Annotated in this window: 14 protein-coding genes and 1 pseudogene; 9 read left to right on the forward strand and 6 right to left on the reverse strand. The window is 70.2% G+C overall.

Features of this window, described 5'->3' with window-relative positions:
- Nucleotides 1-73: 73 nt before the first annotated feature.
- Both MWM45_RS06260 and argH read left to right on the forward strand, forming a co-directional pair.
- Nucleotides 74-1,276, forward strand: coding sequence for an argininosuccinate synthase (locus tag MWM45_RS06260; RefSeq protein ID WP_043447605.1), 1,203 nt, complete (start codon nt 74-76; stop codon nt 1,274-1,276).
- Nucleotides 1,276-2,769, forward strand: a complete 1,494-nt coding sequence (gene argH / locus MWM45_RS06265; protein WP_247828700.1) for an argininosuccinate lyase — start codon at nt 1,276-1,278, stop codon at nt 2,767-2,769. Before MWM45_RS06260 ends, argH begins: the two co-directional genes overlap by 1 nt.
- 58 nt (nt 2,770-2,827) lie before the next feature.
- Here the strand turns inward: argH and MWM45_RS06270 are convergent, their stop codons facing one another.
- A complete protein-coding gene (locus MWM45_RS06270) occupies nt 2,828-3,826 on the reverse strand; it encodes a zinc-binding dehydrogenase (protein ID WP_247828701.1) in 999 nt (332 codons plus the stop codon).
- Between the two features lie 216 nt (nt 3,827-4,042).
- Between MWM45_RS06270 and MWM45_RS06275 the strand changes: the two genes are divergently transcribed.
- Nucleotides 4,043-4,720: an NADPH-dependent F420 reductase gene (locus MWM45_RS06275; RefSeq protein WP_247828702.1), complete on the forward strand. Its 678-nt coding sequence runs from the start codon at nt 4,043-4,045 to the stop codon at nt 4,718-4,720.
- A 31-nt stretch (nt 4,721-4,751) separates the two neighbouring features.
- Here the strand turns inward: MWM45_RS06275 and MWM45_RS06280 are convergent.
- Nucleotides 4,752-5,327: pseudogene (locus MWM45_RS06280) on the reverse strand (phosphotransferase); the annotation flags it as partial.
- A gap of 185 nt (nt 5,328-5,512) precedes the next feature.
- Here MWM45_RS06280 and MWM45_RS06285 point away from each other — a divergent pair.
- Complete coding sequence (locus MWM45_RS06285) at nt 5,513-6,565, forward strand: S66 family peptidase (RefSeq protein ID WP_247828704.1); 1,053 nt, start codon at nt 5,513-5,515, stop codon at nt 6,563-6,565.
- Nucleotides 6,566-6,601: 36 nt separating this feature from the next.
- Here MWM45_RS06285 and MWM45_RS06290 read toward each other — a convergent pair whose 3' ends face one another.
- Together MWM45_RS06290 and MWM45_RS06295 are read right to left on the reverse strand one after the other, a co-directional pair.
- A complete protein-coding gene (locus MWM45_RS06290) occupies nt 6,602-7,150 on the reverse strand; it encodes a GNAT family N-acetyltransferase (RefSeq protein WP_247828705.1) in 549 nt (182 codons plus the stop codon).
- A 143-nt stretch (nt 7,151-7,293) separates the two neighbouring features.
- Nucleotides 7,294-7,842: a TetR/AcrR family transcriptional regulator gene (locus tag MWM45_RS06295; protein ID WP_247828706.1), complete on the reverse strand. Its 549-nt coding sequence runs from the start codon at nt 7,840-7,842 to the stop codon at nt 7,294-7,296.
- 53 nt (nt 7,843-7,895) lie between these two features.
- Here MWM45_RS06295 and MWM45_RS06300 point away from each other — a divergent pair, with 53 nt between their 5' ends.
- From MWM45_RS06300 to MWM45_RS06310, 3 genes are all read left to right on the forward strand, one after another.
- Complete coding sequence (locus MWM45_RS06300) at nt 7,896-8,945, forward strand: FAD-dependent oxidoreductase (RefSeq protein ID WP_247828707.1); 1,050 nt, start codon at nt 7,896-7,898, stop codon at nt 8,943-8,945.
- Between the two features lie 139 nt (nt 8,946-9,084).
- Nucleotides 9,085-9,228: a hypothetical protein gene (locus MWM45_RS06305; RefSeq protein WP_247828708.1), complete on the forward strand. Its 144-nt coding sequence runs from the start codon at nt 9,085-9,087 to the stop codon at nt 9,226-9,228.
- A gap of 104 nt (nt 9,229-9,332) precedes the next feature.
- On the forward strand, nt 9,333-11,222 hold the full coding sequence (locus MWM45_RS06310) for an ABC transporter ATP-binding protein (protein WP_247828709.1): 1,890 nt from the start codon (nt 9,333-9,335) through the stop codon (nt 11,220-11,222).
- Nucleotides 11,223-11,227: 5 nt separating this feature from the next.
- Here MWM45_RS06310 and MWM45_RS06315 read toward each other — a convergent pair whose 3' ends face one another.
- Together MWM45_RS06315 and MWM45_RS06320 are read right to left on the reverse strand one after the other, a co-directional pair.
- Nucleotides 11,228-11,773 carry a methylated-DNA--[protein]-cysteine S-methyltransferase gene (locus tag MWM45_RS06315; protein ID WP_247828710.1) on the reverse strand — a complete coding sequence of 182 codons (546 nt, stop codon included), beginning with the start codon at nt 11,771-11,773 and terminating at the stop codon, nt 11,228-11,230.
- Between the two features lie 49 nt (nt 11,774-11,822).
- Entirely contained in the window at nt 11,823-13,352 is a 1,530-nt protein-coding gene (locus MWM45_RS06320) for an AlkA N-terminal domain-containing protein (RefSeq protein WP_247828711.1), read from the reverse strand.
- 94 nt (nt 13,353-13,446) lie between these two features.
- On the opposite strand from MWM45_RS06320, the gene MWM45_RS06325 reads away from it, so the two are divergent.
- Nucleotides 13,447-14,088: a DNA-3-methyladenine glycosylase gene (locus MWM45_RS06325; protein ID WP_247829157.1), complete on the forward strand. Its 642-nt coding sequence runs from the start codon at nt 13,447-13,449 to the stop codon at nt 14,086-14,088.
- Between the two features lie 11 nt (nt 14,089-14,099).
- Nucleotides 14,100-14,666 carry an adenine phosphoribosyltransferase gene (locus MWM45_RS06330; protein WP_247829158.1) on the forward strand — a complete coding sequence of 189 codons (567 nt, stop codon included), beginning with the start codon at nt 14,100-14,102 and terminating at the stop codon, nt 14,664-14,666.
- Nucleotides 14,667-14,701: the final 35 nt, after the last annotated feature.

Genomic DNA, 14,701 nt, shown 5'->3' on the forward strand with positions numbered 1-14,701 from the left:
TGCCGCGGCATGACACCCTGAACATCTACACACCCACGGGCGCACCGCCCGGACAATCAAAGGAGCACCTCCCGTGACTGAACGCATCGTCCTCGCCTACTCCGGCGGACTCGACACCTCCGTGGCCATCGGCTGGATCGCCGAAGCCACCGGGGCCGAGGTGATCGCCGTGGCCGTCGACGTCGGACAGGGCGGCGAGTCCCTCGAGACCATCCGCCAGCGCGCGCTCGGCTGCGGCGCCGTCGAAGCCTACGTGGCCGACGCCCGCGAGGAGTTCGCGACCGACTACTGCATGCCCGCCCTGAAGACGAACGCGCTCTACATGGACGCCTACCCCCTCGTCTCCGCGCTGTCCCGTCCCGTGATCGTCAAGCACCTCGTCGCCGCCGCGCGTCAGTTCGGCGCCACGACCGTGTCCCACGGCTGCACCGGCAAGGGCAACGACCAGGTGCGCTTCGAGGTGGGCATCCAGACCCTCGGCCCGGACCTGAAGTGCATCGCCCCGGTCCGCGACCTCGCCCTCACGCGTGACAAGGCCATCGCCTTCGCCGAGGAGAAGGGCCTGCCGATCGAGACCACCAAGAAGAACCCGTTCTCCATCGACCAGAACGTCTGGGGTCGCGCCGTCGAGACCGGGTTCCTCGAGGACATCTGGAACGGCCCCACCAAGGACGTCTACGACTACACCGAGTCGCCCGAGTTCCCGCCCGCCGTCGACGAGGTGATCATCTCCTTCAAGGAGGGCATCCCCGTGGCGATCGACGGCAACACGGTCACGCCGCTGCAGGCCATCGAGGAGCTCAACCGCCGGGCCGGCGCCCAGGGGATCGGCCGCATCGACATCGTCGAGGACCGCCTCGTCGGCATCAAGAGCCGCGAGATCTACGAGGCCCCCGGCGCGATGGCCCTCATCGCCGCGCACCGCGAACTCGAGAACGTCACCATCGAGCGCGAGCAGGCCCGCTTCAAGAAGACCGTCGACCAGCGCTGGACCGAGCTGGTGTACGACGGCCAGTGGTTCTCGCCGCTGAAGCGCTCGCTGGACACGTTCGTGGACGACACGCAGAAGTACGTCACCGGCGACATCCGCATGAACCTCCATGGTGGCCGCGCGACCGTCACCGGCCGTCGTTCCGACGTCGCGCTCTACGACTTCAACCTCGCGACCTACGATTCCGGGGACACCTTCGACCAGTCGATGGCCCGCGGCTTCATCGAGATCTTCGGCCTGTCCTCCAAGGTGGCCTCGAGCCGGGACCAGCGGGCAGGCGCCTGATGGCTCCAGAGCACCAGGGGCGTTCGGTGGGCCCACGAGCGCAGGGGTCCCCGGCCGAGCGACGCGAGGTCGGGGCGCGCTCGGGGACGAACGAGGGCTCGCTGTGGGGCGGCCGGTTCGCCGGCGGCCCCGCGGACGCCCTCGCCGCACTCAGCAAGTCGACGCACTTCGACTGGCGGCTGGCGGTCTACGACATCGAGGGCTCCCGCGCTCACGCCCGCGTGCTCCACAGGGCGCGCCTGCTCGACGACGGCGAGCTCGCCGGGATGATCGATGCCCTCGACCGCCTCGACGCGGACGTGCGGTCCGGAGCCTACGCGCCGGCGCAGAGCGACGAGGACGTCCACGGGTCGCTCGAGCGCGGCCTCATCGAGCGTGCCGGACCGGCGCTCGGCGGCAAGCTGCGCGCGGGCCGGTCCCGCAACGATCAGGTGGCGACGCTCGGGCGCATGTACCTCCGGGATCACGCCCGGATCATCGCCCGAGGCGTCCTCGCGACGATCGGCGCCCTGGTGGACCAGGCCGAGGCACACCTCGAGGTGCCCATGCCGGGGCGCACGCATCTGCAGCACGCGCAGCCGGTGCTGCTCAGCCACCACCTGCTGGCCCACGCTTGGGCCCTGCTGCGGGACGTGCAGCGCCTGCAGGACTGGGATCGCCGCGCCGGGATCTCACCGTACGGATCGGGTGCCCTCGCCGGGTCCTCGCTGGGCCTGGACCCGGAGTCCGTCGCCGCGGACCTCGGGTTCTTCTCCGCGACGCACAACTCGATCGACGGGACGGCGTCGCGGGACGTCTACGCGGAGTTCGCCTGGGTCGCCGCGATGATCGGGGTGGATCTCTCCCGCGTGAGCGAGGAGATCATCATCTGGGCCACCAAGGAGTTCTCCTTCGTCACCCTCGACGACGCCTTCTCGACCGGCTCGTCGATCATGCCGCAGAAGAAGAACCCCGACGTCGCCGAGCTCGCCCGCGGCAAGGCCGGGCGCTTGATCGGTGACCTGACGGGGCTGCTCGCCACCCTCAAGGGATTGCCCCTGGCATACAACCGCGATCTGCAGGAGGACAAGGAGCCGGTGTTCGACGCCGTCGACACCCTCGAGGTCCTGCTGCCCGCGGTCTCGGGCATGATCGCGACCCTCGTCTTCGACACGGAGCGCCTGGCCTCCCTCGCACCGCAGGGATTCGCCCTCGCGACCGACATCGCCGAGTGGCTCGTCCGGCAGGGGGTGCCCTTCCGCGAGGCGCACGAGCTCTCGGGTGCCGCCGTCCGCATCGCCGAGCAGCGCGGCGTGGAACTGTGGGACCTGACGGACGAGGAGTTCGCGGGGATCTCCGCGCACCTGACGCCCGCGGTCCGCGAGGTGCTCACGGTCGAAGGATCACTGGCCAGCCGCGACGCGCAGGGCGGTACGGCCCCGGCCGCCGTCCGACGCCAGCTCACCGCGCTGCGCGCCGAGCTCGACGGCGTCGAGGCCTACGCCGCAGCCTGACGGTCGACTCCTGGTTATCGATCGCGGCGCGGCCCCATCGGGGCCGCGCCGCTGTCGGTCATGCCGGTGACGGCTCCTCCAGCCGCACCACGATCTTCCCCCGCACATGACGCCCGGCCAGGCGTTCGAGGGCGTCGGGCGCGTCCGCCAGCCGCACGGTCTCGATCGGCAGGGGAGTCAGCGCGCCCTCGTCGACGAGCCGCAGCAACTCCGTGAGCATGACCGCCAGATCGGCCCGGCTGCCGACGTCCCCGTGCGTGTACGCCGCCCCCAGAGCGATCTCGTGCAGGCTCGGGGCGATGCCGAACGGCTCCACGATGTCCAGGGACGGCCGCCCCGCAACCGCTGCCAGACCGCCCGCGTGGCGCAGCAGGCGCAGCCCCTGTGCCGCGGACGCCGGCGAGACCGTGTCCACCACCGCGTCGAACCCACGCCCCTCCGTAGCGGCCCGCAGAACCGCTCCCAGGTCGTCCCGACGGTAATCGAGCACCGCGTCGGCGCTGAGGCCGCGCACGTAGGCGTGGTTGGACGGGGAAGCGGTAGCTATCACTGTGGCTCCGGCTGCTGCCAGTAGCTGTACCGCGAATCCACCGACGCCACCCGAGGCGCCCTGGACCAGCGCGTACTGGCCCCGTGTCGCCCGGAGCCGGCGCACGACGGCCTGGTAGGCCGTCATGCCGGCGCACGGCAGGCTGGCGGCGGCAGCCATGCCGACCCCTGGCGGCACGACGGCCAGGACATCGGTCGGAGCCGTGGCGTAGGCGGCCAGGCCGCCAGGGCGCCGTAGGTCCTGGTGCCACACCACCCGGGTGCCCGTGGGCACGCGAGGTTCCGGGCCGGGCCCGGCGTCCTCGACCACACCGGCGATGTCCAGGCCGGGAATGTGCGGGTATGTCCAGAGCGGGTGCCCGCCGGACGCCAGCTGGTAATCGACCGGGTTGAGGCCGACCGCGTCAACCCGTACGAGGACCTCGCCGACGCCGGGAGCGGGCCGGGGCGCCTCGCCGACGCAGGACGACGGCGGTCCGGGCCGGTCCAGCAGGAGTGCTCGCATCATTCAACCAACCCTCGGTGTGCGGCGTTCGACAGGATGTCCGGTGCTGCCCAGCGTACGACGGCGGTAGGGCGGCCGAAAGGAGCTCCGGATGTCCCACTTGCTGCCTAGCCGCCACCGGCTCGACAGACGGGTCGATCCGTCACAAACTGTCGAGAAGGACCCGTCACATCGGGTCTGGTTCCCACCGCAGAAGAACCCTTGTGAGGAGATCAAGCCATGAAGATCGCCATCCTCGGAACCGGCTCAGTAGGGCGTACTCTTGCCGCGCGTCTCGCCGAACTGGGACACGACGTCACCATCGGTACCCGCGACGCCGAGGCCACACTGACCCGCACGGGGGCAGATCCGACGGGCAACACGCCCTTCGCCGGCTGGGCCGCCGACAACCCCACCATTGCCGTGACCGACTTCGCCGACGCCGCCGCGGGGGCGGAGCTCGTCGTCAACGCCACGAACGGCGCCGCGTCCCTGGACGTCCTGGCGCAGGTCGGGGAGCGTGGCCTCGACGGCAAGATCATTTTGGACGTCGCCAACCCCCTCGACTTCAGCCGCGGCATGCCGCCGACCCTGCTCGTCAAGGACACCGACTCACTCGGGGAGCAGATCCAGCGCGCCTTCCCCGCTGCCCGGGTCGTGAAGTCCCTCAACACCCTGACCGCAGGCCTGATGGCCTATCCGGGGAGCCTGCCCGAAGCCGGAACCGTCTTCGTCTCCGGGAACGACGCCGACGCCAAGCACACGATCACGGCGCTCCTGACGGAGTTCGGCCACCGGGACGTCATCGATCTCGGCGACATCACCACCGCGCGCGGCGCCGAGATGCTCCTGCCGGTCTGGCTCCGCCTCTGGAGTGCCCTCGGCACACCCACCTTCAACTTCAAGGTGGTCCGCTGAGTTCTGGACCTCGCGGTGGTCGAAGGCTGCTTCATCTCCTCCACTCCACGATGCGAGACAGGGTCGTCCGCCCAAGGGCACTCACCCCGGGATTGGTATCCCGGTAGTACCAGACCAACCCCATGGCTTGCTGGAATGCCCAGGCGGCTCCACGCCTCCATTCATGCTCGTCACTCGCCAGTTCGATGCGCAGGACTTCGCGCGGCTGGTGATCGAGCATGTGCCAGGCGGCGACGAGATCGAGTGCAGGATCAGCGGGGGCGAATGCTCCGCCGTCGAGAACGCCGACCAGCCGCTCCCCGTCGATGAGCACATTGCCGGGAATCAGGTCCCCGTGAGTCATCGCCGTCGAATCAGCAGCCGGCAGCATGCGGAAGGATGCCCACCGCTCGCGAAGACGATCCACCGGCAGCAAGCCGTGACTCTGTCGGAAGCAGACCTCCATCCACTCGTCAGAGTCCTTCAGGTTACCGCCACAGCCGGGGCCCGTGACCGGTCGGCCTCTGGAGTCAGCGGCGCGAAGCGACCGGATCAGGGTGACGAGATCGTGGGCGAATCGGCCCGAGTGTGCTGAACTGCCCGGCGTCGCAACGCGACGCACGCGCTCGTCACGCCACTCGGGAACTGATCAAGGATCAACCGGCGAGCAAGGTCTTCGTCGATATGCAATTCATCGTCGTGCATTGCCATACGGGCGACGTTATCCGACGCAACATTGCATCTCGGGAAAGGACTGCTTCCGAGTGTTCCCGAATTGCTGGAACATGGTCGCGCGGCTGATCTAATGAGTCGATGACGTCGAAGGCCTTTACCGACCTGCCGAAAGCTGTAGCCGGCGATCGGGTCGCGATCCTCTCCCCGGCGTTCGCGGCGCCGGCCATTTCGGAAGCCGTTCACGAGCAGGCAATGAGGCGTCTGACAGAGATCACGGGACTGGTCGCGGTCGAGTACCCCACCACCCGGCAGTTGGGAGCGAGCGCCCGGGCTCGGGCCGCCGACATCACATCCGCCTTCGCCGACCCGACCATCCGAGCAGTGCTTGCGACGATCGGCGGCACTGACCAGATCACAGTCATCCGGCACCTCGACGCCGACGTCATCGCCGGGGATCCCAAGCCGTTCCTGGGGTACAGCGACAACACGAATCTGCACAACTTCCTGTGGGGTCTCGGTGTGCCCAGCTACTACGGGGGCTCCACGCAGGTGCACCTCGGGGCAGGACCGCGCGTCGACGACGTGCACCTGATCTCGCTGCGCGCCGCCCTTCTCGAGGGCGGGACCCTCGACGTGACCGATCCGGGAGAGTCGGAGGACTACGGCATCTCCTGGACAGATCCGCGCGCCCTGACCGAGTTCGGCAGGCGCGAACCGACGGACCCTTGGACGTGGACGGGCCCGCAGAAAATGGTGGAAGGCCGCTCGTGGGGCGGTTCCCTGGAAGTGATCGACCAGATCGCGATGGCCGACAGGATGCCCGCCGTCGCCGACCTCGAGGGAGGGATCCTGCTGTTCGAGACGAGCGAAGACCAGCCGCGCGCGGACGAGGTGGGTGGCTGGGTGCGGGCCCTGGGCGAACGCGGACTCCTCGAAGCCGCCGCCGGGGTGCTCGTTGCTCGACCACCCGTCAGCCGGCTGGGAGAGCCCGCCCCCGAAGCGGATGCGCGCGCCCGGCTCCGCGCGGAGCAAGCCGAGGCGATCATCGGGCAGATCAGCGACTACAACCCGCACGCCGTCGTCTGCGTCGGAGTGCCCTTCGGCCATACCCGGCCACAATGGATCCTCCCGCACGGTGGAATCATCCGCCTCGACGGAACCACCAGAACCGTGAGCGCCGACTACAGCTAGCCGCCCGCGAAGGAGGACATCGTCGGACACCTGTTCTCAGGCGGTCAGGTCCTCCCAGACGAAGGTCGTCGTCTGCCCCGTCTCCCAATCGCGCCGAAGAATGGCGTAGGCGACCGAGGCGACCGGCTCGCCGCCGTGCACGGGCCACCCTTCGCGATAGTGGGCTTCTTTCAGCCAGCCGCAGCGCATGAAGGTCTTACGCATCGCGATGTTGTCCTCCCTCGTCTGCCCTTCGAATCGATGGATGTCCGGTCGTGCCGTGAAGAGGTGATGCGTGGCCGCCTGCAGGACTTCCACGCCCAGGCCTCGTCCCCGGAACCGTCCATCGAGGCGCAGGTCGAACATCGGCGTGGGATCGCGGAAATCCTCGAAGCGAAGGAACCCGATGCGACCGTGCTCGGTGTGGTGAATCCAGAAGGAGTCGTTGTCCTCGTCCCTGTACGCGCCCTTCGCGATAGCAGCTTCGACGGCTTTGCGCGCAGGGTGGGGGTTCGCGTGAAAGGGGAACTCGTTGCGCGTCATGAAATCGACCAGAGCGTCCTGATCGTCCTCGACCGGATCCAGGCGTACAAGAGTGATGGGCATGGTGGTTCACCTTACTGGGTCCCCTGACAGGGCTCGAGGATTTGGAAGGCAACAAGTTCTGCATTCTAGGAGACTGAGAAGCCGCTGCTGAGAGTCGAGCTGCCGGCGTCCGGAGTCCCCGCCGTCAGACCGGACGCGAGGCCTCACGGATCGGCGATGATGGCACTGATGGCGGAGGCCAACGCCGATTCCTCGACCGGAATGCCCATGAACACAGTGGCGCTGATCATCCCGTCCACGATCCCGACGATCAGGGCAGACTTTTCTTCCGGCCGGGTGACGCCGATGGATCGCAGAGCGTCCGTACCCCAGATGACCAGTCGTTTCCGCCCCTCCGCGAGGGCTGCTCCGGGTGACGGAGCGTCGGAGGCGTGGACCAGGAGTGCCTGCCTGGCTCGCGCATGCTCCCGGCCCGTGGTTCTCGCTGCCGACGCGAAGCGGGCCAGCGCCGTCGCCAGGTCTTCCGCGGTCGCGGGGCTCTCACCCTGGAGCCGCCCCAATCGCCGATGATCCGCTCGTACCAGGAAGTCGACGACAGCGCTCACGAGAGCCTCCTGTGTCCTGAACAGGTTCGACGTCGAGCCGAGCGGCACGCCCGCAGCGCGGTCCACGCCACGATGTGTGAGGGCGCGCGGCCCCCCTGCGGCGAGCAGGGACACGGCGGCCGTGCACAGCAGTTCCCGGCGTTCCACCCGATGAAGCTACACCCATGGCGGGGTAACTACAAATGTAGTACGTTCGCGGCATGACAACGGCGATAGTTGTAGGCGCAGGCATTGCAGGACTCACCGCCGCGGTCGGTCTGCGCCGTGCGGGGTGGTCGGTCCGGGTCCTGGAGCAGGAACCGGAGGTGCGCACCTCCGGAACGGCGGTCCTGTTGCAACGGGCTACCGTCAGCGGACTCGCATCTCTGGGGCTCGGCCCTGGTATCGATGCTCGGGCGATCCCCCTCACCGGTCTTCAGCTCCGCACGCGACGAGCCCTGCCGATCACGCCTCGTCGGGCCCCCTCCGGCGCCGTACTGATCGAACGGTCGGACCTCGTCGGTCTCCTTCGGGAGTCCCTGCCGGAGCCGGCGCTCGTCCTCGACCACCCTCTGGCGGGAGCGGACCTCGCCGGCGCGCGCGGGGAGGCTGCTCTGGTCGTCGGAGCCGACGGCGTACACAGCACCCTGCGCGACGCAATGTTCGGTCATGCGTACCGCGCGACAGCGACCGGCACCACCGTGTGGCGGGGAACGGCCGAGGTGGAGACCTCGGGCCTGACCGAATACTGGGGCCAGCGACGCCGCTTCGGCATCAGTAGCAGGCCGAGCGGGGGAACGAACTGGTATGCGACGGCATTACTGCCACCAGCCCGGCGCCCGTCAGCTCAGCTGGAGCGCGAGGAGCTTCGGAGGCTGTTCGGGCATTGGAACGCGGCGGTGGCCGCGACAGTCGCAAGCATCGGCGAGGAAGGTATCCTGCGCCACGACATCCATCACCTGACGCGTCGGTTGCCGCGGTACTACCTGGGGAACGTGGCCCTGATCGGTGATGCAGCGCATGCCATGACACCGGACCTCGGGCGCGGCGCGAATGAGGCGATCGTCGACGCATTGTCCCTGGTGAACACCCTCGAGGCGCACGACCGCGTGGACCGCGCCCTGGTCGCCTACGACAGGTCCCGGCGCCGGGTCACCCAGCTGACGGCGACCGCATCCGGCGCCCTGCACACCCTCATTCATCGCTCGCCGTGGCAGCCGATCTCGAATGCACACGGTGATGACGCCCGGTCAGGATCCGATGCACGGTGAGATCGTCCCCTTTCGACCAGCAACCGTATAGAGCGCCATTGCGACGTGTCGAGCAGCATGGAATAGACGCACCTGCGGCAGAAGTCGGCATTCTGCTCGGCAGCCTCGGTCAGGATCGACGGCCCGTAGGATGTGGGCCATGACATCCGATGACGATAAGGACCCTCCCGTTCCCGCGCACCTCGAGGGCATCTCGCTGAAGCGGGTCCACGACGGTCAGGTCCTGGGAGAGCCCGACCCCGACGACACCACGTCCCCGCAGACGCAGGGTCGGAACAGCTAGCCGTCCTCAGCCGGCAGGACGCCCGCGCCGGGACCGCTGCCGGCCCCGCTACGCCCGCCGCGAAGTGCTTTGACACCGTGCATCGCCCGGCGGATCGTGTGAGCATGCAGCCCACCGCCCCGCGCGCCACGCTTCGGGAATTCTTCCCCTACCTGCGGGGGCACGTGCGTGTCCTCGTCCTGGTCGCCGTCGTATCCCTGATCTCGACGGGCCTCTCGATCGCCCAGCCGCTCATGGTCCAGCAGCTCGTGAACGCCGTGTCCGCGAACCGCCCGGCCACCGTCTTCGTCTGGCTCCTCGTGGTCATCACCCTGGGTGGGGCCGTCTTCGGAGCGGCCCAGTCCTACCTCCTCCAGCGGACCGCGGAATCCGTGGTCCTCGGGGTACGCCGGTCCCTGGTGGGGCAACTGCTCGCGTTGCCCGTGCGCGAGTTCGACCGCCGACGCGTCGGCGACCTCATGTCGAGGGTCGGGTCCGACACCACCCTCATGCGCAGCGTGATCACCTCCGGCCTGTTCGAGATCGTCTCGTCCGTCCTCATGTTCTGCGCGGCCGTCGTCCTCATGGTCCTCATCGACCCCCTGCTGTTCGGCATCACGCTGACCGCCGTCCTGGCGGGCGCGGGCGGCGTCGTGTTCCTCGGGCGCCTCATCCGCAAGCGCAGCCGCGACGTCCAGGACGCCGTGGGCTCCATGACCGCCGCGGTCGAGCGGGGTCTGTCCGGCATCCGCACCATCAAGGCGTCCGTCGCCGAGGAGCGCGAGGCCGCGGTGATCGACGTCGAGGCGACCACGGCCTACAACGCCGGCGTCGCCATGGCGCGCCTGCAGGCAGCCGTCCAGCCCATCATGTCGATCTGCATCCAGGGCGCGTTCATCGTGGTCCTGACCGTCGGCGGGATCCGCGTGGCCGCGGGCGAACTGCTGCTCGGTGACCTGATCGCCTTCATCCTGTACCTGTTCCTGCTCGTGATGCCCATCGGGTCCGCCATGAGCGCGTTCGTGCAGATCCAGTCCGGCCTCGCGGCGCTGGACCGCATCCAGGAGATCGCCCGGCTGGAGCCGGAGCGGGCGGACGAGGAGCGCCCCGCACCGACCGCATCCGGAGCGACGACGCCGTCCCAGGGCGCGCCGCCCGTCCACGGCAGCAGCATCGAATTCCGCGATGTCAGCTTCCGCTACGGCGACGACGGCGGCGCGGACGGCGCGGACGCTACGGGCGTCGCGGACGAGCCACCGACGTCGGCCGGTGAACCGGCGGCCCCGGCGTCACCGGTGTCACCGGTAGCGGCGGGCTCCGCCGGACAGCCGGTCCTCGACGGGGTCAGCTTCACCGTCCCCGCGGGCAGCAGGACGGCCCTCGTGGGCCCCTCGGGTGCCGGCAAGTCCACGGTGCTGGCCCTGCTGGAACGGTTCTACGAACCGACTGCGGGCAGCATCCTGGTCGACGGCGTCGCCCTGCCCGGGATCCCGCGCTCCGATTTGCGCTCGCGCATCGGCCTTGTGGAGCAGGAGGCCCCCGTCCTCAGCGGGACCCTGGCGGACAATCTCCGGCTGGCCGCCCCGGACGCCACGGACGACCAGCTCCGCGGCGTCCTCGCGGCTGTCGGCCTCGACGCGTTGGGGGACCGCTCGGACGACGGCCTGGACCTCAACCTGGGGGAGGACGGGATCCGGCTCTCGGGTGGCCAGCGGCAGCGTCTGGCGTGGGCCCGCGTGATCCTCGCCGACCGTCCCGTCCTGCTGATGGACGAACCGACGTCGGCCGTCGATTCGCGGACCGAGCAACTGCTCCAGCAGACGCTGGGGGAGGCCTCGCGGGACCGCACCGTCGTCGTCGTCGCCCACCGCCTGTCCACCGTGGCGGACTTCGACCAGATCGTGGTACTCGACCACGGGCGGGTCGCCGCTGTCGGCACCCATGACGAGCTCCTCGAGAGCAGCGACCTCTATCGCGACATGGCGGCCCGGCAGCGGCTGGTCGCCCACGCCTGAGCGGTTCAGGCCACCGACGTGCGGCCGGCTTCCCGGTCGAGGAGCCGCTGCTTGACCTGCAGGCCCCAGCGGAAGCCGCCCAGTGAGCCGTCGGTCCTGATCACCCTGTGGCAGGGCACGAAGAGCGCCGCAGCGTTCTTCGCACATGCTCCCGCCGCCGCGCGTACCGCGGCCGGGTTGCCCGCCCGGGCGGCGTACTCGAGGTAGGTGACCGGAGCGCCCGGGGCGATCGTGCGCAGGACGTCCCAGGCGTGGGCGCGGAACGGTCCGGAGGCCTGGCGCACCCGCACCGCCGTGATGGCGTCGACGTCGCCGTCGTAGTAGCGGGCCACGGCGTCGAGAACGGGCCGCATGGCGGACGCCGCAGGGTCGAAGCGGGCGGTCATGAGGCTCGGGTGGATCTGTCCGGTCAGCTCCTCACGGAGGGAGGTCCAGCCGGACGAGAGCACCGCCCCCTCCGCCTCGATGACGGTGAAGGGGCCGTCGGGCGTGTCGATGGTCTCGGTGGTGGTGCCCCGGAGGACGGCGGGTGGGGCGAGGGTCGCGCTCATGGAAGGGGTATCCGTTCGGTCGGTCGGGCGAGGAGACGGCGAGAGGTGGTCAGGCGGCGTCATCGACGGATCCTCCGGCTACTCCCGGGGTGGGCGGCGCGGCGGTTCGCCACAGGTGCAGGGTGGCGTACGAGCGCCAAGGCCGGACGCCGGCCATCGCGGCATCGAGGGACACGGCGGGATCGATGGTCGGATCCCGCGACAGCCGGGCCCAGCCCGCCCGGACCGAGGCGTCGCCCGGGAGGTGGATGTCGGGGTGGCCGAGCACGCGCATGACGACGTAGTCCGCTGTCCAGAGTCCCACGCCGTCCAGCCGCAGCAGGTCCCCGCGCAGCTCGGCGGGGTCGGAGCCGATCCCGATCCCGAAGGACCCGGAGGCGAGCCTCCCGGCCGCCGCACGCAGCGCAGCGTCACGGCGGCGCGGTCCGCGCAGGAGGGTCCCGGGTGCCGCGGCGAGGTCCTCGGCGGAGGGGAAGAACCGGTCCAGCCGAGTGCCCGGCACATCGACCGCGGGCCCCGCTGCAGCGAGCCGGCCGAGGGCCGTCGTCGACGCGCCCACCGTGACCTGTTGGCCCGCGATCGCGCGGATCAGGGTCTCGTGGGGATCCAGCGATCCCGGAAGGCGCAGCCCCGGTGCATCCACGACCAGTGCCGCGAAGCGGGCGTCACGCGACAGTGCGGCGTCGACGGCCACGGGGTCGGCGTCGAGGTCGAAGAGCCGACGGATGCGGCTGAGCAGCGGCGGGAGGTCCGCCAGCCCCGCCACCGAAACCGTGACGGGCAGGGCGGCCCGCCCGTCCCCCTGCGGCTCGACGGCCTCCGCCCTGAACCAGGCGGGCCCGGCCGGCAGACGGAGCAGGCGCTCGTAGCTCGTCGTCGTGCCGATCTCCACACCGGCGACGGCGCGGGCGGCGAGGAAGCGGAAGATGGCGTTGTCGTACGGCGGCCGCGTGGGCAGGGACAGGGAGAGCCGGAGCGGCCCACCGGGCTCCGCGGTGGGCGAGCCGTCCGTTCCGGTCCGCTGCCGCGACGCCTCCCGCAGCCGGCCAGGGGTGAGGTCGAAGACCTGCTGGACGGTGTCGTTGAACTGGCGGATGCTCCCGAAGCCGGCGGCGAACGCGATGTCCGCGAAGCGCAGCGTCGTCGCGGTGAGGAGTGTCCGCGCGGTCTGGGCGCGGTGCGCGCGAGCCAGTGCGAGCGCCCCGGCGCCGAGTTCCTCCCTGAGGATGCGGTTGAGCTGTCGGGGGGAGTAGCCGAGCCGCGCCGCCAGGCCGGGAACGCCGGCGCGGTCCACTTCGCCGTCGGCGATGAGCCGCATGGCTCGGGCCGCCGCGTCGCTCCGCAGATGCCATTCGGGGTCCCCCGGGACGGCTTCCGGCAGGCACCGCTTGCACGCGCGGTACCCTGCCTCGTGCGCGGCCGCCGAGGTGCGGAAGAAGGTGACGTTGGCGGGCTTCGGAGTCCGGGCGGGGCAGGAGGGCCGACAGTAGATGCCCGTGCTGGAGACAGCGGTGATGAACTGCCCGTCGAAGCGGGCGTCCCGGGCGTCGATCGCCCTGTACTGCTGCCAGAAGTCCATGCCGTCATCCTGCCACCCGGCCGGGCACCCTACTAGCGGGATTCGGACATGACGGTCCGAGCAGCGGGGAGGGCTTTGCTACGGTCGATGCGTGATCGATGAAAGCAGGACGGCCCCCGACCTCCGCGTACGGCTGGGCGGCAGCGCCCTGGAGGTCGCGCCCTCGCTCCTCGGCGCGCATCTCACCCACAGCAGCGACGACGGTGACGTCACCGTCCGCATCACGGAGGTCGAGGCCTACCTCGGCCCGGACGATCCGGGCTCCCATGCGTTCCGTGGCAGGACCGCGCGGAACGCGACCATGTTCGGGCCCGCCGGGCACCTCTACGTCTACTTCACCTACGGCATGCACTACTGCGCCAACATCGTCTGCGGAGACGAGGGGTGGGCCACAGGCCTGCTGCTGCGGGCGGGGGAGATCGTCGACGGCACGGGCCTCGCCCGTGATCGGCGCTCGCAGCCGGCGACCGACCTCGACCTCGCCCGGGGGCCGGCACGCCTCGCACAGGCGCTCGGCCTCGACCGCCGGAACGACGGCGCCGACGTGCTCGCGCACCCGTTCCGGCTGGTCCTGCCGGAGGCGCCCGCGACGGCGGTCCTCACCGGACCGCGCGTGGGCGTCAGCGGTGTCGCCGGGACGGCGGAGTATCCGTGGCGCTTCTGGCTGCCGGAGGAGCCCACCGTCTCCCGCTACCGTCCGGGGAAGCCCCCGGCACCCCGTAAGGTTGATCCGTGATTATCAGCGACATGGATCTCGGCCCGGCGACGGTACCCAGCACGTCCGGACTGGCCGCGCAGGCGCGGGAGGCCGTCGACCGCCTGTGTGCCGTGGTTCCCGACTTCCCGTCGCCCGGCATCATGTTCAGGGACCTGACGCCGGTGTTCTCCGACGCGGAGGGCTTCCGTGCGGTCGTCGACGCGCTCGCCGAAGCCTTCGCGGGCCAGTTCGACGCCGTCGCCGGGGTGGAGGCCCGCGGCTTCCTCCTCGCCGCCGCCGTCGGCTACGCGACCGGCACCGGCGTCGTCACCATCCGCAAGGCGGGCAAACTGCCCCGCGCCGTGTACCGGGAGTCCTACGACCTCGAATACGGTCAGGCGTCCCTCGAGATCCACCGGTCGGACCTGCCCGCCGGGACGCGCGTGCTCCTGCTCGACGACGTCCTCGCCACGGGGGGAACGCTCGTCGCCGCGGGAGCGTTGCTCGAACAGGCCGGCGCCGTCGTCGTCGGGTGCGGCGTGGTCCTGGAACTCGCGGACCTCCCCGGACGCGATGCCCTGGCGGGCCGACGGGTGCACGCGATCGAAACCGTGTAGCGTCCACCACGCTAGAATTGACGGTCAGCCTTTGA

Origin of the sequence: Arthrobacter antioxidans (assembly GCF_023100725.1) — a bacterium.
Taxonomy (GTDB): domain Bacteria; phylum Actinomycetota; class Actinomycetes; order Actinomycetales; family Micrococcaceae; genus Arthrobacter_D; species Arthrobacter_D antioxidans.